General features: G+C 66.6%; 15 protein-coding genes. 10 read left to right on the top strand and 5 right to left on the bottom strand.

What is annotated here, in order from left to right; all coding sequences use genetic code 11:
* The first annotated feature begins 71 nt into the window (after positions 1-71).
* The 3 genes from U1839_RS14605 (at position 72) to U1839_RS14595 (ending at position 2,069) form a co-directional block, all read left to right on the top strand.
* Entirely contained in the window at positions 72-980 is a 909-nt protein-coding gene (locus U1839_RS14605) for an IS1595 family transposase (RefSeq protein WP_332804341.1), read from the top strand.
* 99 nt (positions 981-1,079) lie between these two features.
* On the top strand, positions 1,080-1,373 hold the full coding sequence (locus U1839_RS14600) for a hypothetical protein (protein WP_332804340.1): 294 nt from the start codon (positions 1,080-1,082) through the stop codon (positions 1,371-1,373).
* A gap of 204 nt (positions 1,374-1,577) precedes the next feature.
* Positions 1,578-2,069 carry a hypothetical protein gene (locus U1839_RS14595; RefSeq protein WP_332804339.1) on the top strand — a complete coding sequence of 164 codons (492 nt, stop codon included), beginning with the start codon at positions 1,578-1,580 and terminating at the stop codon, positions 2,067-2,069.
* Positions 2,070-2,615: 546 nt separating this feature from the next.
* On the opposite strand, the gene U1839_RS14590 is transcribed toward U1839_RS14595, so the two are convergent.
* Positions 2,616-3,014 carry a hypothetical protein gene (locus U1839_RS14590; RefSeq protein WP_332804338.1) on the bottom strand — a complete coding sequence of 133 codons (399 nt, stop codon included), beginning with the start codon at positions 3,012-3,014 and terminating at the stop codon, positions 2,616-2,618.
* Between the two features lie 229 nt (positions 3,015-3,243).
* On the opposite strand from U1839_RS14590, the gene U1839_RS14585 reads away from it, so the two are divergent.
* The 4 genes from U1839_RS14585 (at position 3,244) to tnpC (ending at position 7,652) form a co-directional block, all read left to right on the top strand.
* A complete protein-coding gene (locus tag U1839_RS14585; RefSeq protein ID WP_332804337.1) occupies positions 3,244-4,797 on the top strand; it encodes a serine hydrolase in 1,554 nt (517 codons plus the stop codon).
* Positions 4,798-5,276: 479 nt separating this feature from the next.
* A complete protein-coding gene (locus U1839_RS14580; protein WP_332804336.1) occupies positions 5,277-5,708 on the top strand; it encodes a transposase in 432 nt (143 codons plus the stop codon).
* A gap of 26 nt (positions 5,709-5,734) precedes the next feature.
* Positions 5,735-6,061, top strand: coding sequence for an IS66 family insertion sequence element accessory protein TnpB (tnpB, locus tag U1839_RS14575; protein ID WP_332804335.1), 327 nt, complete (start codon positions 5,735-5,737; stop codon positions 6,059-6,061).
* 100 nt (positions 6,062-6,161) lie between these two features.
* Positions 6,162-7,652: an IS66 family transposase gene (tnpC, locus tag U1839_RS14570; RefSeq protein ID WP_332804360.1), complete on the top strand. Its 1,491-nt coding sequence runs from the start codon at positions 6,162-6,164 to the stop codon at positions 7,650-7,652.
* 627 nt (positions 7,653-8,279) lie between these two features.
* Here the strand turns inward: tnpC and U1839_RS14565 are convergent.
* On the bottom strand, positions 8,280-9,740 hold the full coding sequence (locus U1839_RS14565) for a phospholipase D-like domain-containing protein (RefSeq protein WP_332804334.1): 1,461 nt from the start codon (positions 9,738-9,740) through the stop codon (positions 8,280-8,282).
* 189 nt (positions 9,741-9,929) lie between these two features.
* On the opposite strand from U1839_RS14565, the gene U1839_RS14560 reads away from it, so the two are divergent.
* From U1839_RS14560 to U1839_RS14550, 3 genes are all read left to right on the top strand, one after another.
* Positions 9,930-11,066, top strand: a complete 1,137-nt coding sequence (locus U1839_RS14560) for an extracellular catalytic domain type 1 short-chain-length polyhydroxyalkanoate depolymerase (RefSeq protein WP_332804333.1) — start codon at positions 9,930-9,932, stop codon at positions 11,064-11,066.
* 224 nt (positions 11,067-11,290) lie between these two features.
* A complete protein-coding gene (locus U1839_RS14555) occupies positions 11,291-13,063 on the top strand; it encodes a hypothetical protein (protein ID WP_332804332.1) in 1,773 nt (590 codons plus the stop codon).
* Positions 13,064-13,203: 140 nt separating this feature from the next.
* On the top strand, positions 13,204-15,084 hold the full coding sequence (locus tag U1839_RS14550) for an ABC-F family ATP-binding cassette domain-containing protein (protein ID WP_332804331.1): 1,881 nt from the start codon (positions 13,204-13,206) through the stop codon (positions 15,082-15,084).
* Between the two features lie 143 nt (positions 15,085-15,227).
* On the opposite strand, the gene U1839_RS14545 is transcribed toward U1839_RS14550, so the two are convergent.
* From U1839_RS14545 to U1839_RS14535, 3 genes are all read right to left on the bottom strand, one after another.
* Positions 15,228-15,722 (bottom strand): DUF805 domain-containing protein, encoded by a 495-nt coding sequence (locus tag U1839_RS14545; protein WP_332804330.1) that lies wholly within the window; start codon positions 15,720-15,722, stop codon positions 15,228-15,230.
* 279 nt (positions 15,723-16,001) lie between these two features.
* On the bottom strand, positions 16,002-18,116 hold the full coding sequence (locus U1839_RS14540) for a malate synthase G (protein WP_332804329.1): 2,115 nt from the start codon (positions 18,114-18,116) through the stop codon (positions 16,002-16,004).
* 11 nt (positions 18,117-18,127) lie between these two features.
* Positions 18,128-18,556, bottom strand: a complete 429-nt coding sequence (locus tag U1839_RS14535; RefSeq protein ID WP_332804328.1) for a GlcG/HbpS family heme-binding protein — start codon at positions 18,554-18,556, stop codon at positions 18,128-18,130.
* Positions 18,557-18,562 lie beyond the last annotated feature (6 nt).

The following is an 18,562-nucleotide window of genomic DNA, read 5'->3' as shown; positions in this document are numbered from 1 at the left end:
GCATGTTTTCTCTCAATTGTTCGGGCAATTATATACTTGACGTACTAGACGTATCGGCGTAGCCAGAATGCATGAACATCACCGATCCGATCTACAGCGACGCGAACAAAGCCCGCGAGCATCTTGAAGCCCTGCACTGGCCGAACGGTCCAGTCTGCCCGCATTGCAACGGCACCGACCGGATCACGAAGCTGGCGGGCAAATCGACCCGCCCCGGCGTCTACAAGTGCAACGCCTGCGCCAAGCCTTTCTCGGTCACTGTCGGCACCATCTTCGAGGATAGTAAGATCCCGCTCAACAAGTGGCTGCTCGCGTTCCGCCTCATCAACGGCGGCAAGAAGGGTTTCAGCGCCCACGAACTGCACCGCGCGCTCGGCATCACCTACAAGTCGGCGTGGTTCCTCGCGCACCGCATCCGTGAAGCGATGGCAGGCGATGACAGCCCGCTAGGCGGTCCTGACATGGTCGTGGAAGCCGACGAAACCTATGTGGGCGGCAAGGCAAAGAACCGTGCAACCCGTGCCCCGGCACCGAAGAAGGCGGTCGTAGCGCTCGTCACCCGCGACGGCATGGCCCGCTCGTTCCACGTTGCCAACGTCAACGCGAAAACCCTGCGTCCGCTGATCGTCACCAACGTCGATCGCGCCTCGCACCTGATGACCGACGAGAGCATGGTCTACACCCGCGTTGGCCGCGAGTTTAACGGTCATTCGGTCGTCAATCACAGCGCCAAGGAGTACGTCACCACGGGCGGCTTCAAGCATTCCAACACGGCGGAAAACTTCTTCTCGATCTTCAAGCGTGGCGTCATCGGCACCTATCACCACATGAGCGAGGCGCACCTTGCACGCTACTGCCGTGAGTTCGATTTCCGCTACAACACCCGCAAGATCAGCGACACGGAGCGCACTGTGCTCGCAGTGAAGGGCGCCCGTGGCAAGCGCCTGATGTACCGGCAGCCTAGTTCGCTCGCTGCTTGAATATTACAAGCCGCCCCGTGTGATTGGCGAGGGGCGGAAGCGCTGGACTCAATAGGGGCCTAGGCGCATTTGCTGCCAGCTTGGCGCAGGAGAGAATTGATGCCCGAGGTTCCCGAACATCTCGTCCCCACGGATGGGCTTACAAACTCGTTCATTCGCTTTGGCGGCTTGGATACAACCCCCGATAGCGGTTTCGCCAATATGCGGTTCGATATCTACGACGAGCAGGGAGGCTACCTCGCCACGTTCAACATTCCAATCGCGCCAAATGAGCGTGGCAGCGTAGACATGATGATTGCGGACGCCCATCGCGAAATGACGAACGTACTGCGCCAGTGGATTTATGAGGTAGATACTTTGCGGATGGCGTACGAAAAGCCAGCGGCTCGCTAGCTCCAACCGGCCAAATTTCCACGGCAGCTCTCCTTCGGATTGAGCCGCCGATGGGCGGCTATTTCCCCCGAGACTCCTTCGACCGCTTCACGATATCGTCGTTGCTGATCGGGGGTGTGGCGAGGGCTCGGCGCAGGATGGCGTCGCGCCGCTGGTCGGCTTCTGCCGAGGGGCGTTCATTTTCAATCATGCGGGGTGAATACCATGAGCGGCCAAAGCCTGGAAACATACTATCTGCTCGTGGGTAAGGTCATCACGAACTGGTCCATGTTAGAAGCGCGCCTCGCTTCTGCGATCTGGCGGATTGGAGAAATCCCAGACGACTTCGGGGCGTCGATCACGTCTCAGATTTACACGCTCGATGGGAAGGTCAAAGCGCTGCAGGCGATTTTGCGTGTGCGAGGGTATGACAAGGAAGCTGAGAAGCTCGGCGAGGTCATCGCTGACACCAAAGGGTTATCCGACATCCGCAATCGGCTCGTCCACGATCCTGTCCACATCAAAGACGGTCATGTCTATCGCTTGGAGATTAAGGCCGATCGACGCCTAAGCTACGGCTACAAGAAGGTTGATCTCGAAAAATTGGCGCGTGTTGTCGATCATATCGATTCAGCCGATGACCGTATCGAAGAGGCAATCAGGCCGGCTCTGGATGCAATTCCACGGCTACCATCGCGAGATAAATCCGGCGAATGACTTCGTCGCCTTCAACGAAGCCATTGCGGTCGAAGAATCCGCTCTCGTCTCCGCCCCAGCTAATCAAATCGGTCAGGACACCCCTCCCGGCGCCAATCATCTCGGGCGTAATCTCGATATCATCGATAGAGTGCCGGCCTGTCCCGTTCATAAATGCGACTCGCCCCTCGGTACGTCAAGTATATAATTGCCATTGTTCGCGTCGGGCGCGCTGCCGCGATGGTGGGCGAAATCGGGGCAGTAGAGCGCATCGGGGGGTCGTTGGCGAGATGGCACCGCGCCGCAGCCAAGCCTGGTGTTCCTGCGCACGCAGGAACCCAGAGCCACGAGCGGGGCGCCGGGAAACCCTGGGCTCCTGCGTGCGCAGCAGCACGGAGAGAGCCTGCTTGAGATCGGCAGCCGATGCCGTCGTCGCGCCGGCGAGTGGCATCGCGCCGCAGCCATCGCCCGTGTTCCTGCGCACGCAGGAACCCAGAGCCACGACCGGTGTGCCAGGTAAGCATGGGCTCCTGCCTGCGCAGGAGCACGGAGACCGTGCGGTGGGGATCAGCGATCGGTGCCGTCATCGCGGCGGCGATAAGGCATGCGCCATTGGGGATCGCGGACGCGCAGCCATTGCAGCGCGGCGGCGACCTGGGACGGCTGGTGGCGCGTGATCTCGATCGAGACGGGCTTGCCGCGATGCAGCGCGACGCGCGTCTCCTTACGCTCGTAACCGACCGCCGCGCGGTAAAGGCCCATCGTCACGTGCAGATCGGCCATCGCGCGCCCGGCGCGCGTCGCCTCGGCGAAAGCGGGATGGCGCGCACGCCAGCGGCGCAGCGTTTCGGGATGCACAGCGAAAATCTCGGCGAGCTGCGCATCGGTCGCGCCGAGGCGACAGATGAGCTCAGCCTGACGGGCGAGATCCGGGGTATAGCTGCTCGGGCGGCCGGTGTTTTTCATGCGCGCGGGGGTAGCGCGGCTCGGGATTTGGTTGAATCAACGCGTTGCGTGCGGCGGTGATGAGGTTTGCGTCCCACATTTGCCGCCCGCCTCGCATGGGCAATCACGAGAACCGTCGTCGCGCATGCGTTCAAACCAAAGCCGTGGACATCGCCCGCCCGAGCGCTAGCCTGCCACAGTCTGGAATGCGGGGTGCGATGTGAGCGAAATTGCGGCGAACAGGCGGGAAATGATGATGGCCGGCGGCGCGGCACTGCTGAGCGCCGCCGTGCCGGCGCGTGCCACACCGGCGACGCACGGCGCGGCGACCGTGGATGCCGCCGCGCGCCGCTTTCTCGAATCCTTTGCCCTACCCGGCGTCGGCATCGCCCTGATACGGCGCGGCGCAACCGACATTGCCGCGGGATATGGCATCGCGACGCTCGGCCAGCCGGGACAAGTCGATGCGCATACCCGTTTTGCCATCGCTTCCAACAGCAAGGCGTTTACCGCCGCGGCGCTCGCGCTGCTGGTCGAGCAGGGCAAGCTTGGCTGGGACGAGCCGGTCGTGCGTTACCTGCCCGAATTCCGCATGTATGATGCCGCCGTCACGCAGATGATGACGGTGCGGGATCTACTGGTGCACCGCTCGGGGCTCGGGCTCGGTCAGGGCGACCTGATGCTGTTCAACACGACGCATTCGCTGCAGGAGATTCTGGCGGGGCTGGCGTATCTGAAGCCGTATCGCGGTTTCCGCAGCGGTTATGCCTATGACAATATCCTCTATCTCGTCGCGGGCATGCTCACCGAACGGGTGTCGGGCCGCACATGGGAGGATTTCGTCACCGGGCAATTGCTCGTGCCGCTCGGCATGCGGGAATCGGGGGCCTCGCGCGCCGGGATCAGCGGCGACAATGTCGCGGGTCGCCACGCGCGGATGGGGCCGCCGGTGCGCGGCATGGGCGCGCTCAAGGTCATTTCCCCCGGCACCGAGGACAAGATCGGCTCGGCCGGTGGCGTCATGGCCAGCCCGCACGATGCGCTCGCCTGGCTGCGTGTCCAGCTAAGCCATGGCGCGCTGCCCAATGGCCGCCGGCTGTGGAGCGAACAGCAACAGGCCGAGATGTGGAAGCCGCAGATCATCACCAGCAGCGGTGCCGGCCCAACACCGGCAGACCCGGCGCAGCCCGTGCTGTCGAGCTATGCGCTCGGCTGGAACGTGCAGGATTATCGTGGCCATCGGCTGATATCGCATGGCGGCATGCTCGACGGGCAGACCAGCGCGCACGCCTTGCTGCCCGATCTCGGCTGCGCCGTGGCGGTCTACACCAACCAGGAGGAAAGGCTGGTGACCGCGGGCCTGCGCAACGCGTTGCTCGACCTGGCGATCGGCACGACATCGGTCGACTGGATCGCCGTCACGCGCGGGCTGATCGCGAAACAGGAGCGCGAGGCGCTGAAGGCGATGGGCGGGGCCAGCCCCGCCGCGCCGCCCGGCGGCCCGTCGCTGCGCCTTGGCGGCTATGCCGGGCGTTACCGCGATCCGTGGTTCGGCGATGCGGTGATCAAGGTCGCCGACAATCGCCTCATGCTCGATCTGGTCAAGGCGCCCTCGGCCGCCAGCGTGCTGGAACCATGGGGTCAGGACGCGTTCCGGACGCGGTTTTCCAACGGGTGGGAGGATGCGGTCTTCAGCTTCGCCGTGAAAGATGGCGCGATAACGGAGATTACCGCCAAGGCGCTCTCGCCGCTCGCGGATTTCAGCTTCGATTATCAGGATCTCCGCTTTACGCCGGTGGCGTGAGGGGCGGGCCGAGGCATCCGCCGGGGCGGCCGCGGATGATCATATATGCGCCGCGCTTCGCCACCACGGGCCTGTGGGCGAGGTCGGAGTCGCTATCTTTCTTCAATGATTGGGCGCCCAAGGTGTTCGGTCGCATCACGGTGAGCGAGTTTCAAGCGGCTGTCACGGCCTGTGCGGACCAGTTCAAGGGGTCCTACGGGTTCCCGGGACCGAACATCGTCGCACTGACAAACCTGCCGCATATCGGCTCCCGGCCCTGACCGGCTAAGCAAAGCCACCCGGCCGATGAAACATGCGCTAGCCTTCACCAAACGGACCGGCGGCAATTAGTAACAACCCTTCCGTCTTGGAACGGCAGCAACTGGGCGCGGAGCTGCCGTTACGCTCACTCTGAATGAACGGCCGGAATTCGCAGATCACGGTAAGCGGTGTTCCGCACCCACCTTGTCGGGGCTGGCTGTTCGGGCAGACTAGGCGGCGTGGAAGACGTCATGCCTATGAGCGCACTGGACACGCGCACTGGAGTTGGTCCGGAGCCGGTGCGGCGCGTTGAGCTGCTGACTGGGATGGCCGGACGCCGGCGCTCCTGGAGTCTGGAACAGAAGCTGGCGATCGTGTCGGAGGCCCAAGGGTGCGATAACCTGACCGAGCTGGCGCGGCGCCACGATATTCGAACCTCGCAGCTCTACACCTGGCGTCGCGAGCTGCGGTACGCGCTGGAAGCGGCCGGGACCAAGAACACCATCATCGAGCCGCACTTCGTTCCCGTCGTGGCGCATCGCGAGGAGAGCCCCAGGCGCCACGCTATGGCGATCGAGGTTGAAGTCGACGGCGCCGTGGTGCGGATCTCCCGGACCGCCGAGGCCAGGCAGATCACCGCAGTGGTGCAGGCACTCAGGCAGACGCGATGATCGGTCCCGGTATTGGCGCTCGCGTCATGGTGGCGACGCGCCCGGTGGATTTTCGCAAAGGACCGGACGCTTTGGCGGCGCTGGTCGGCGCCGATTATGGCGGCGATCCCTATTCCGGCGTGATCTACGTCTTCCGGGCGAAGCGCAGCGACCGGATCAAGCTGGTGTGGTGGGACGGCACGGGCCTGTGTCTGATGGCCAAGAAGCTCGAACAGGGCGGCTTTAAATGGCCGGGCATCCAGGACGGTGTGATACGGCTGACAGCGGCGCAACTCGGCGCGTTGCTCGAGGGTCTGGACTGGCGCCGCGTGCATGGTGGGCGGCGTCCGCAAGCCCCGCAGATTGCCGGTTGACGAGCGTTTCCGCTCCTGATTCACTCTCGTCATGCTCATGGAGGCGGACCTTCCCGAGAACATCGATGCGCTCCGCGCATTGGTCCTCGAGCAGTCCCGGATGCTGGCGCAAGAACGCGCCGCGGCCGCCGATCTGGCGGTCGCCAAGAGCGAAGCCGATGCCGAGGTCGAGCGGCTCCAGTCGATCATCACCGCGTTCATGCGCCACCGTTTCGGGTCCCGCTCCGAGCAACTCGACCCCGATCAGCTCCAGCTCGGTCTGGAAGACATCGAGGCGGCGCTGGGGCACGCCCGAGCGGCCCGCGAAGCGATGTCGGACCGTTCCGCCAACGAGCGGCCACGCAAGACCAACCGCAGCTCGTTGCCTGCCCATCTCGAGCGGATCGAACAGGTTGTCGATGTCGAGGACAAGGCCTGCCCGTGCTGCGGCGGTGCGCTCCATCAGATCGGCGAGGATGTCGCCGAGCGCCTCGATGTCGTGCCGACCACGTTCCGCGTGCTGGTGACGCGTCGGCCGCGCTATGGTTGCCGTTCCTGCGAGGGCGCTGTCGTGCAGGCGCCGGCACCCGCCCGGATCGTCGAGGGCGGCATCCCGACCGAGGCGTTGATCGCCCAGGTCCTGGTGGCGAAGTACGCCGACCATGTCCCGCTCTACCGGCAGGCTCAGATCTACGCCCGTCAGGATATCCGGCTCGACCGCTCCACGCTGGCCGACTGGGTCGGTCGAGCGGCCTGGTATCTTCGCCCGCTGCGCGATCATGTTCTCGAGAAGCTGCGAAGATCCGAGCGGCTGTTCGCCGACGAGACCACCGCGCCGGTGCTTGATCCCGGACGCGGGCGAACGAAGACGGGTCAGCTATGGGCCTATGCTCGTGATGATCGGCCGTGGGGCGGTGACGACCCGCCGATGGTCGCCTATGTCTACGCCCCCGTCCGCAAGGCCGAACGGCCCGAGGCGCATCTCGGGGAGTTCGCAGGCATCCTGCAGGTCGACGGCTATGGCGGCTACACCGCGCTCACCAGGCGGCGCCAGCAGGTGAGGCTCGCCTTCTGTTGGGCGCATGTGCGGCGCAAGTTTTACGAACTGGCCGTCACCTCACCGGTCTCGACCGAGGTCCTGCGGCGCATCGCTCTTCTCTATGCCATCGAGGACCAGGTGCGCGGTTCGTCGGCACACGAACGGCAAGCGTTGCGCGCGGAACGCAGTCGCGTGATCATCGATGACCTTCGCGATTACCTCAGCGCCAGGCTCCGTCAGGTCAGCGCGAAGAGCAAGCTCGCCGAGGCGATCCGTTATGCGCTCAGCCGCTGGGATGGCCTCTCGCGGTTCCTCGACGACGGCCGCATCGATCTCGACTCCAACACGGTCGAGCGGTCGATCAGACCGATCGCCCTGAATCGCAAGAATGCGCTATTCGCCGGCTCTGACGAGGGCGGCGACAACTGGGCGGTGATCGCGACGCTCATCGAGAACTGCAAGCTCAGCGGCATCAATCCGCACGACTGGTTGACCCGCACTCTCACCAAACTCGCCAACGGTCATTCCGCCAACGACGTCGGCAGCCTCATGCCGTGGACAGCCGTGGGCTGAGCACATCGCTTACGCTTAACAATGACGGCCATCGGGATTGCGCGAGCGAGATCGTAACGGCCGCTATTGGGGCGCTTTCCGCCCGGCAGCTTTGTGTACCGATACCTGCCGGTCGGCTATCGGGCTGGTCGCGTCGATCGACGGCGCCGGAACGGGGAAAAGTTGGTGGATTCCTGCCGGTCCGCTTCCCGGCGTTACAGAGCAGGATCGGTCATCGAACAGGCTTCAACCAAGAGTGAGACACCAGCGCCAGCCCAAATATGAAACAAGCTATGCTAATCCAACCGGCAATGAACGGGAGATGGGCAGCACAATAGTCAAAGCAATATCGGTCAGGGCCATTGGCTGGAGCCTGAACCCCGAACGTCCTAGCAAAATGGGTCCAATTGCCCATTACCGCCGCATCGACATATGCTTGCATAATAGCCGCTTGGACCACACCCGCAACGGCCGAGCCGGTCAAGAATACAATGGATGCTAAGAGGCGTTTGTCCCTCGCCATACTGCCACTCCTAACCCGCTGCCTCGTTATGGCACTTTGAACGTCACCAATCGAGGCTCTTCGTAGCTAAGCCAAATGGCCGCAAGTGGGGCGCAAGCGGAACAGCCGCTTTATGAGCCTACGGCCTAGCCCCGCGTCCGCCGCCGCCGAAACCAGCCACGCCGGAACAGCCCGCGCTTCGCCAGCGGCTCGAACATTTCCTCCGGCCCTTCGGGATCGAGCACCTCGTTGTCGGCGAGCCACTTCTCGGCCTCCGAAAGATCGGGACGTTCGTACGGCCGCAGCGTCTTGCCCGCGCCGCGCAACGCCTCGATCGTCGCGATCAGCGAGCCGCTGGCGTCGATCCGCGCGGTGACGGTGTCGGCGTCGAGACCGAGATGTTCGGCGATCAACTCGTTGCGCACCGTGACGATCCGCGCGCGATCCGCCGCGGTGGCGGCGTCGATCGACAGGTCGCATTCGGTGTCAAGGCGCAGCGAGCGATTGTTGATGTTGGACGAGCCGACACGCAGGATGCGGTCGTCGGCGACGAGGATCTTGGCATGGACATAGATCGGCGTGCCGCCCGCGGTGAGCGGGTGATAGATGCGCAGCCGGTCCTTGTGGTCGCGCGCCTTGAGCGCATCCCATAACCGCGCGCGGGCGCTGTCCATCGCCAGCGGCTGCAGCCAGCCCTCGGCCGCGACCGGATTGATGATGACGATCTCGGGCGGATCATCTTCGTCGAGCCGCAGGCCGATCCATTCGGCGATCTTGCGCGAGGCGAAATACTGGCTCTCGATATAGAGGTGGCGCGTCGCGCGGGCGATCTGGTCGCGATAGAGTTGCTCGATCTCGAGCACCGGCGCCTCGTCGTCCATCACCGGCATGGTGCGCGAAATGCCCATGTCGATGTCGGTGAAATCGACCGGCAGCCCCTCTGGCCAGCAGGCGTCGCCCGTTGCCGGCGCCTTTAACCTCCTGCCGCCCGAGCGGCGCCAGCGATCGCGCCCGAGCTGGCCGAGCGCGGCGGCGAGGTCGCCCTCGACCGCCCAGGCGGCGTCGTGCCACGGCGGGGCGGGCCTGCCGTCGGGCTGGATGCGGCGCGGATCGTCGTCGCGATGCTCGCGCGTGTCCCAGCGATTGGCGGTCATGTCGATGCCGCCGCAAAAGGCGATGCAATCGTCGATCACAATCAGCTTCTGGTGGTGCGAGGCGCCGGTCGGGTGGCGCATGTCGAGCCGGATATGGAGGTTGCGCCGCCGCAGCCAGCGCAGCACCGAGAGCAACGTGCTGAGCCGCGTCAGCGTCTTGAGCGCGCCCATGTCCCAGCGCAGCAGATGGACATCGAGCCCGGGCGTGCGATCGGCCAGCCAGGCGAGGAAATCGCCGATCCGCGCCGGGCCTTTATCGCCGGGCTGCGCCTCGACCTCGATCCGCGCGTCGAAATCCCAGCCGATCAGCAGGATCTGCCGCTTCGCCGTCAGCATCGCGGCGCGGGCGAAGCGGAAATAGTCGGCGGCATCGACGATGACGGCGGCCTGCCCGGCGCGCGCGACGCGCCAGCAATTGTCGTCGGGCGTAAACAGGGAGGTGCGGTCTGACATGTGCGGCAGGAATGCGTGAGACGCGGAAAGGTTACATCCCACTGCCGGCTTGGGCGACGATTGCCCGAGAAGGGGCGCTGTGAGGCTCGTCATGGTCAATAATTGCTGCGGTGCAGCAACGAATCGCGCTATGATGAATTTTACGATGGTCGGGTCGGCACGGCGCCGTTCGACCCAAGGAGCCAGTGCATGAGGACCCTGTCGGATACGATCGCGCGCCTGGCGGCATTTCGCGGCGCCGCGTCGGCAGCGATGCCGCCCGCGACGGCCGCGCCGCTGGAAGAGCTGAGCAATTTCGGCACCAATCCCGGCAAGCTGCGGGCGTGGTATCACGTGCCGCGTAACGTGCGCGCGAAACCGCCGCTCGTCGTCGTGCTGCATGGCTGCACGCAGACCGCCGCCGGTTACGACCATGGCAGCGGCTGGTCGCAGCTCGCCGAGGAACAGGGCTTCGTCCTGCTGTTCCCCGAGCAGCGCCGCGCCAACAACATGAACCTGTGCTTCAACTGGTTCGAGCCGGCGCACAGCCAGCGCGACGCGGGCGAGCCCTTGTCGATCCGGCAGATGATCGACGCGATGATCGCGCGGCACGATGTCGACCCGACGCGCATCTATATCAACGGGCTGTCGGCGGGCGGCGCGATGACATCGGTGATGCTGGCGACCTATCCCGAGATATTTGCCGGCGGGGCGATCATCGCCGGGCTGCCTTATGGCGCGGCGCGCAACGTGCCCGAGGCGTTCGACCGGATGCGTGGGGTTGGCGGGCCGGATGCCGCCGCGCTGGCCGCGGCGGTGCGCGCGGCGTCGCCGCATCGCGGGCCGTGGCCGAGCGTCACGGTATGGCATGGCAGCGCCGACCAGACCGTCGTCGCCGCGAACGCCGACGCGATCGTTGCGCAGTGGCGCGGCGTGCACGGCCTGCCCGACGCGCCCGACCATGAAGGCGCGGTCGACGGCTATCCGCACACGGTATGGCGCGATCCGCGCGGCCGCCCGGTCATCGAGAGCTATGAGATTACCGGCATGGGGCATGGCACGCCGCTCGCGACGCTGGGCGAGGACGGCTGCGGGGTGAGCGGTGCCTATATGCTGGAGGTCGCGATTTCCTCGACGCGACACATCGCCGCGTCATGGGGACTGGCGCCGGGCGGCATCGCGGCGGCGAAACCGCCGCACGCGGCGCGGGCGCGGCGCGAGCCGCCTGCGGCCGCCGCCCGCGCAACGATCCTGCCGCCCGAGCGGAAAGCCGCGCCGAAGCCGGCGCTCGATGCGGTGGGCAAGGTGATCGAGGATGCGCTGCGCGCGGCGGGGCTGATGCGCTAGATCTGGGATGACATCGGTACGAATCGGCCCCCACCCGTTCGTTTCGAGCGAAGTCGAGAAACCTCGCGGAGCGCCTGTTGCCGTTTCTCGACTGCGCTCGAAACGAACGGGGTGAGGTAACGTCATCGTGCTCTGGCAGCCCGGCGGGTACCGCTGCGGCCGAGCCACATCGTCGCCGCTATTTCCCGGTTGCGCGGCGCGATGCGACCGGTCCAGACGGGGGCATGCCGGCGATGCGCCATGCCCTGCTAAGCCTTGTCACCGTGGCGGCGCTGGCGGGCGCGACGGCGGCGGGCGGCGATCGCGGGCTGTCGACCGGCGGGTCCTTTGCCGTTCGGCCGATGGCCGACGGCGCCGCGCCGAGCCATGTTTTCTGGCTGACGCATGACCGCGCGGGCGCGGGCGAGATCGTCGGGGTGATCGATCCGCTGTTCGCGGCGATCAGATGGTATCGCATCGCCGATCAGGGGCCGGACCACGCGGCACTGCACGCGCGGATGACCGCAATCGGCGCCTGCGCCCTGCCCGTCGCGCTGCGCCCGTGGCGCGTGCATCACTTGAAACACCGTGTCGTCATCGAGTCGATGCCCGAGCCGGGCGCAGCCGGGTACCGGGCGACCACGCAGGAACTAACGCGCCGAAGCTACACAATTCGGCGCGACCTTTTCCGCCCTGCGGCAGCGCGCGCGTTGCTGGCCGGGCTCGGGACGATCGACACGCCCGGCTGGGATCCGGCCAGCGCCTATCCGTGCGGCGTGCCGGGCGCGCGCCGGCCGATCGGCTTGGATGCGGGCGCGACCTCATTGCGCGGCGCGCGACGGTCCGCGCGCACGATCACGCTGCGCAACGGCCGCGCCGCGCTGGCGCCAGCCTCGCCGCTGAGCGTGCGGAGCGCGGACGCAACGCGTTACCGCCTGTTGAGCGCGCGCGAGCTCGAACCGGCGCTGAGGCGACGCATCGTCCAGACATCCGAACTGCTCCCCGGCGACGGTGGCGCGATGCAGGTCCGGCAGAGCCTGCTGGTTATCGCCCATGGCCGCGTCGTTCGGCGCGTGGCGCTCGACGGGCGGACGCGCTCGGGCAAGATCGTCGCCCGGCCGTTCGCGGTATTGCCGAGCGGCGAGATTGTGAAACTCGGCGAACGCCCGGGGCCGCGCGGCGCGTCTGGCTTCGATCTGTTCGACTGCGGCAACATCGCGGGTGGCGCGATATCGCCGGCATGCCTGCCCACGCCGGTGCCGCGCTGGCCGGCTCTCGCCGCGCCGCGCCCGGCACGCCACGAACCGTCGCGCGCGCCGCTGTCGGCGCGGGCGATCTTCGCCGCGGCGACACCGCTCGGCGATGCCCGCTGGTCGGTCGACACACGCGCGCTGCCGGCGGCATGCCGCTCGGCGGCGGGATGCGCCGTGCCGGGACAGACCGCACGGTTCGTTGCGCTGCGCGGCATCAGGCTGACGCGCGGGGTCTATGCCGGGCGCGGCATTCCCTATGCGCAGACCGGCGATTTCGCCGCGCTGGGCCGATTTCTTAGCGCCAGCCCGGCCGACCTGTCGCGCGCGCTTGGCGCGGTGCAGCGCGGCGGGCGCGGCTGGCCCGGCAACCTCGCCGACGGACTGGTCGGCGATCTCGGGATCGATTGCTCGGCGCTGGTGCAGATCGCCTGGGGGCGCCCGCAGGCGCCGACGCGCTGGACGGTGGCGACGATCCGGCAGCGCCAGGACCATGCGCAGTGCAGCCGGCCGCTGCCCTCGCCCGCCTGGCTGCGCGCTGGCGACGCCATCGCCACCGCGCCGGGGGCGAACCACATCATGCTGTTTGCCGAACGGCTGCGGATCGGCGGCAACGATGCCTGGCTGGTGCTCGAGGCATCGAGCGCGTGCGACGGTGTCTGCTGGACGATCTTCGACCCGTCGGTGTTCGACGGCTGGAGCCTGTACCGCGCCTCCGGGCGGAGCGACGCGCCGTGCCCCGGCTTGCCGGTGCTGCGTCGCCCCTGACGGCACGGCCCCAATAAAGCACCAAGCTATGGGGAGCGCTTGATTTTACACTACCCATGCGACCATCCGGAATTGACTCACTCGACAGACTTTCGCCCGCCCTCTTTGCTTATGCTGCACTGCATGATAACGGCGGCGGCATGCTCAATATCAATGGCATCACGGTGCGCCTTGGCGGGCGCACGATCCTCGACCGTGCGACGGCGGCGTTGCCGCCGCGCAGCCGCGTCGGGCTGATCGGGCGCAACGGCGCCGGCAAGTCGACGCTGATGAAGGTCATGATCGGCTCGCTCGAGGCCGATGACGGCGAGATCGAGATGCCGCGCAAGACGCGCATCGGCTATATCGCGCAGGAAGCGCCCTCGGGCAACACCACGCCGATCGAGGCGGTGATGGCCGGCGACACCGAGCGCGCCGCGCTGCTCGCCGAGAGCGAGACGTGCCACGACCCCGATCGGATCGGCGAGATCCACGACCGGCTGATCGCGATCGACGCCTATACCGCCGACGCGCGCGCCGCGCGCATCCTGGTCGGGCTGGGGTTCGACGAGGAGATGCAGAACCGGCCGCTCGACAGCTATTCGGGCGGGTGGAAGATGCGCGTCGCGCTCGCCTCGCTGCTGTTCTCCGAGCCCGATCTGCTGCTGCTCGACGAGCCTTCGAACCATCTCGACCTCGAAGCGACGCTGTGGCTGGAGAATTTCCTCAAGGCCTATCCGGCGATGATGGTCGTGATCAGCCATGAGCGCGACCTGCTCAACAATGTCGTCGACACCATCCTGCACCTCGAACAGGGCAAGGTGACGATGTATACCGGCGGTTACGACAGCTTCGAGCGCCAGCGCGCCGAGCGTGTCGCGCAGCTGGCGGCCGCCAAGGCGGCGCAGGATGCGCAGCGCGCCAAGTTGCAGGACTATGTCGCGCGCAACAGCGCGCGCGCCTCGACCGCCAAGCAGGCACAGTCGCGCGCCAAGATGCTCGCCAAGATGCAGCCGATCGCCGCGCTGTCCGAAGATCCGAGCCTGTCGTTCGACTTCCCCAGCCCCGACGAACTCAAGCCGCCGCTCGTCACGCTCGACATGGCGAGCGTCGGCTACACCCCGGGCAAGCCGATTTTGCAGCGGCTGAACCTGCGGCTCGACCCGACCGACCGCGTCGCGCTGCTCGGGCGCAACGGCAACGGCAAGACCACGCTCGCCCGGCTGCTCGCCGCGCAGCTGGCGCCGATGGACGGCGAGATCACCGTGTCGGGCAAGATGCGCGTCGGTTATTTCACCCAGTATCAGGTCGAGGAACTCGACACGACCGACACGCCGCTCGAACATATGACGCGGATGATGAAGGGCATGTCGCCCGCCGCGGTGCGCGCGCAGCTCGGCCGCTTCGGCTTTTCCGGGCCCAAGGCGACGACGCTGGTCGGCAAGCTGTCGGGCGGCGAGCGCGCGCGGCTGGCGCTGGCGCTGATCACGCGCGAGGCGCCGCACATGCTGATCCTCGACGAGCCGACCAACCATCTCGACGTCGATGCGCGCGAGGCGCTGGTCCAGGCGCTCAACGCCTATGAGGGCGCGGTGGTGATCGTCAGCCACGACCGCCACATGATCGAGCTGACCGCCGACCGGCTGGTGCTGGTCGATGGCGGGCGCGCGACCGAATATTCGGGCAGCATGGAAGATTATATCGCGATGGTCCTTGCCGGCGACGGCGCGACCGGCGCTGCGGGCGGCGGCAAGAGCAAGGCGAGCAAGAAGGAAGACCGCAAGGCCGCGGCCGAGGCGCGCGAGAAGGACCAGGCGCTGCGCCGCGCCACGCAGCAGGCCGAGGCGGAGGTCGTCAAGCTCACCGCCAAGCGCAGCGCGGTCGACAAGGCGATGTTCGATCCCTCGACCGCCGAGATCTGGCTGAGCAAGATGAGCATGAGCGAGCTGATGAAACGCCGCGCCGAACTCGACGCGCAATTGGCGACGGCCGAGGCGGCATGGATGGCGGCGAGCGAGGCACTGGAGTCAGAGGCGGCGTGAGCCGGGCGGCTAGAGCATGCTGCAGATAATCTGACTTATATCGTCACATCTCTTACCACTTCCCCGGCGAAGGCCGGGGAAGTCAGGAAGATGGCGCTGCTACGAGTTTCGCGGTTCAGATTTCACGCATCCCGCTTTAGCGGCTATTCGAAGGTCGCGGCCAGGCGGTCCAGGCCATCGTCCTGCGGATCGGCACCATAGCGGTTCTCGCCGACCGTGCCGGGCAGCGCGCATCGGGCGACAACGACAAGCAAACCGGTCAGAGCAACGAGCGCGGCAATGTCGCCTGCGCCCGCGTGGTACACTCCGTATAACGACAGGCTCACCGTCGCCGGCAGCCACGCAAGCAATGCCCAAGCCCCCGGGGAACCGGTATCGTGAAGGCGCCGGACGGTAATGGCGGCCGTCGCGAAAATGGCGACCGGCAAGGCGATGATGTTGAAGGCGACCAGCAGCGTGCCGAAGCGAAGCGGGCTCCCGTCGAGCAACGCCACGGCCAGACCGTCCAGCGGTCGCTGGAACTCGATCAGCGAAACGAAGGCAGCACCGAGGAACAGGATCCACGGCCAGAACTCGCGACGCGTCGCGCGCCCGTGAAACTGGAGGCAGTGCGTCAAGGGCGTGAACAGGGCGCGCATGACAGGCCTTTCGTCGCGGGTCGGATCGAGTCCGGTTTCGGTGATGACGAGATCAGCACGGGCCGGTGGTCGTCCGCAAGGGGGTTGTCGGCAAGTCGCTAAAGGGGCTGTGGTCGGGGCAATCGGGCTAAAATCCGTCACCCCGGACTTGTTCCGGGGTCCACCGGCCCACAAGCGCTGCAGTCCGATAGGCTGGAGAACATGGCCCGGTGGATGCCGGAACAAGTCCGGCATGACGGTTAGGGGTGGGTCAACCGTCGAGAGTGGCCGGACGACACCCTAGGTTTCAGCTTCCGCCTCAGCCTTCACAAGCGCCCTGAAGCGGTGCAGCAACGGTTCGGTATAGCCATTGGGCTGTTCCACCCCCTCGAACACCAGCGCCCGCGCCGCCTGGAAGGCGAGGCTGGTGTCGGCATGGCCGGCCATCGGATGGTAGAGCGGATCGCCGTCATTCTGCGCGTCGACCTTGGCCGCCATGCGGGCCAGCGCGGCGTCGGCCTCGGCCGGGGTGGCGATGCCGTGGAGCAGCCAGTTGGCCATGTGCTGCGACGAGATGCGCAACGTCGCGCGGTCCTCCATCAGGCCGACGTCATGGATGTCGGGCACCTTGGAACAGCCGATGCCCTGGTCGACCCAGCGCACGACATAACCGAGAATGCCTTGCGCATTGTTGTCGAGTTCCTCGCGCACTTCGTCCGGTTGCCAGTTATGGCCCTGCGCGACCGGGATGGCGAGCAAGCGGTCGAGCGACGCGATGCCCTCCCCCGCCCGTTCGGCCTGGCGCGCGAACACGTCGACGACGTGGTAATGCGTCGCGTGGAGTGTCGCGGCGGTCGGTGACGGCACCCAGGCGGTGTTGGCGCCGGTCTTGGAATGCGCGATCTTCTGTTCGAGCATGTCGGCCATACGATCGGGCGCGGCCCACATGCCCTTGCCGATCTGCGCCTTGCCCGACAGGCCGCAGGCAAGGCCGATCTGGACGTTGCGATCCTCATAGGCCTTGATCCAGTCGGCGTTCTTCATGTCGCCCTTGCGGATCATCGGGCCGGCACGCATTGAGGTGTGCATCTCGTCACCGGTGCGATCGAGAAAGCCGGTGTTGATGAACATGATGCGGTCCTTCACCGCATGGATGCACGCCGCGAGATTGGCCGAGGTACGGCGCTCCTCGTCCATCACCCCGACCTTGATGGTGTGGCGCGCAAGGCCGAGCAGATCCTCGATCGCGTCGAACAGCCGGTTGGTGAACGCCGCCTCGTCGGGGCCGTGCATCTTGGGCTTGACGATGTAGATCGATCCGGCGCGGCTGTTGACGAACCTGCCGGTCCTTTTCAGGTCGTGCAGCGCGATCAGGCTGGTGACGATGCCGTCGAGAATGCCCTCGGGCGCCTCGCCGCCGTCCGCCAGCAGCACCGCCGGCGTGGTCATCAGATGGCCGACATTGCGCACGAACAACAGGCTGCGGCCGGGCAGCGTGAACGCCGTGCCGTCGGGCGCGGTGTAGCCGCGGTCGGCCTCCAGCGCGCGCGTCATGGTGCGGCCGCCCTTGTCGAAGCTGGCGACGAGATCGCCCTTCATCAGCCCGAGCCAGTTGGCATAGGCGGCGACCTTGTCCTCCGCATCGACCGCGGCGACCGAATCCTCGAGATCGACAATCGTCGACAGCGCGGATTCGAGCACGACATCGGCGATATGCGCGGGATCGTCCCTGCCGATCGGATGCGTCGGATCGATCACCAGTTCGATATGCAGGCCGTGATGGCGCAGCAGGAAATTGGCGCCGGCATGACCGACCAGCTGCGCCGGATCTGCCAGCGTGGGGGTGCCGCCGGTCCAGTCGGTCCAGCTGCCCGAGGCGAGCGGCACCGACCGGTCGAGAAATGCCTTGGCCCAGGCGATCACCTGGCCGCCGCGCACCGGATCATAACCCTTGCCGGCCGCCGCGCCGGGCAGTGCGTCGGTGCCGTAGAGCGCGTCGTACAGGCTGCCCCAGCGCGCATTGGCGGCGTTGAGCAGGAAGCGCGCATTGAGCACCGGCACGACGAGCTGCGCACCGGCGAGCCGCGCGACCTCGTTATCGACCCCGGTCGGCGCGACGCTGAACGGCGCCGGCTCTTCGACGAGATAACCGATCTCACGCAGAAATGCCTGATAGGCGGCCATGTTGAGCGGCGTGCCGGCGCGCGCGATGTGCCAGGCGTCGATCTGCGCCTGCAACGTGTCGCGCACCTTCAGCAACGCGGTGTTCTCGGGCGCGAAGCGGGCAAAGATGTCGGCCGCGCCGCGCCAGAAGGCATCGGCGTCGAGCCCGGTGCCGGGCAGCGCCTGGGTGTCGATGAACTGCGCGAGCTCGGCGGCGACCGCGAGGCCGTGCTTGTCGATCGTCGGTGTCATATGCTTCGTCCTCAGCCCTGTGCCGTCAGCCCGGCGGCGGCGATGCCGGCCAACGCGCAGATCTCGTCATTGTCCGATGTGTCGCCGGTCACGCCGACCGCACCGATCGGCCGGCCGGCAGCGTCGACCACGATCACCCCGCCCGCCGCCGGCACCACGCCATGCGGCGCGATGGGTCCGAGCGATGCGGCGAAGGTCGGGCGCTCGAGCGCCATCTCGCCGATCTTGCGCGACGACATGCCCATGCCGAGCGCACCGCCGGCCTTGGCCATCGCAATCTGCGGCCGTAGCGTCGAGGTGCCATCGGCACGCGCAAAGGCGATGAGATGCCCGCCCGCGTCGAGCACCGCGATGCCGAGCGGTTTGAAGCCGCGTTCGGCGCCCGTAGCGAAGGCGGCGGTAATGATGGCGTTGGCCTGGGCCAAAGTGATGCTGGTCATGGCGGC

Source organism: Parasphingomonas halimpatiens (assembly GCF_036663795.1).
In the GTDB taxonomy this organism is placed as follows: Bacteria; Pseudomonadota; Alphaproteobacteria; order Sphingomonadales; family Sphingomonadaceae; genus Sphingomonas.
This window is presented reverse-complemented; position numbering and strand designations above follow the sequence as displayed.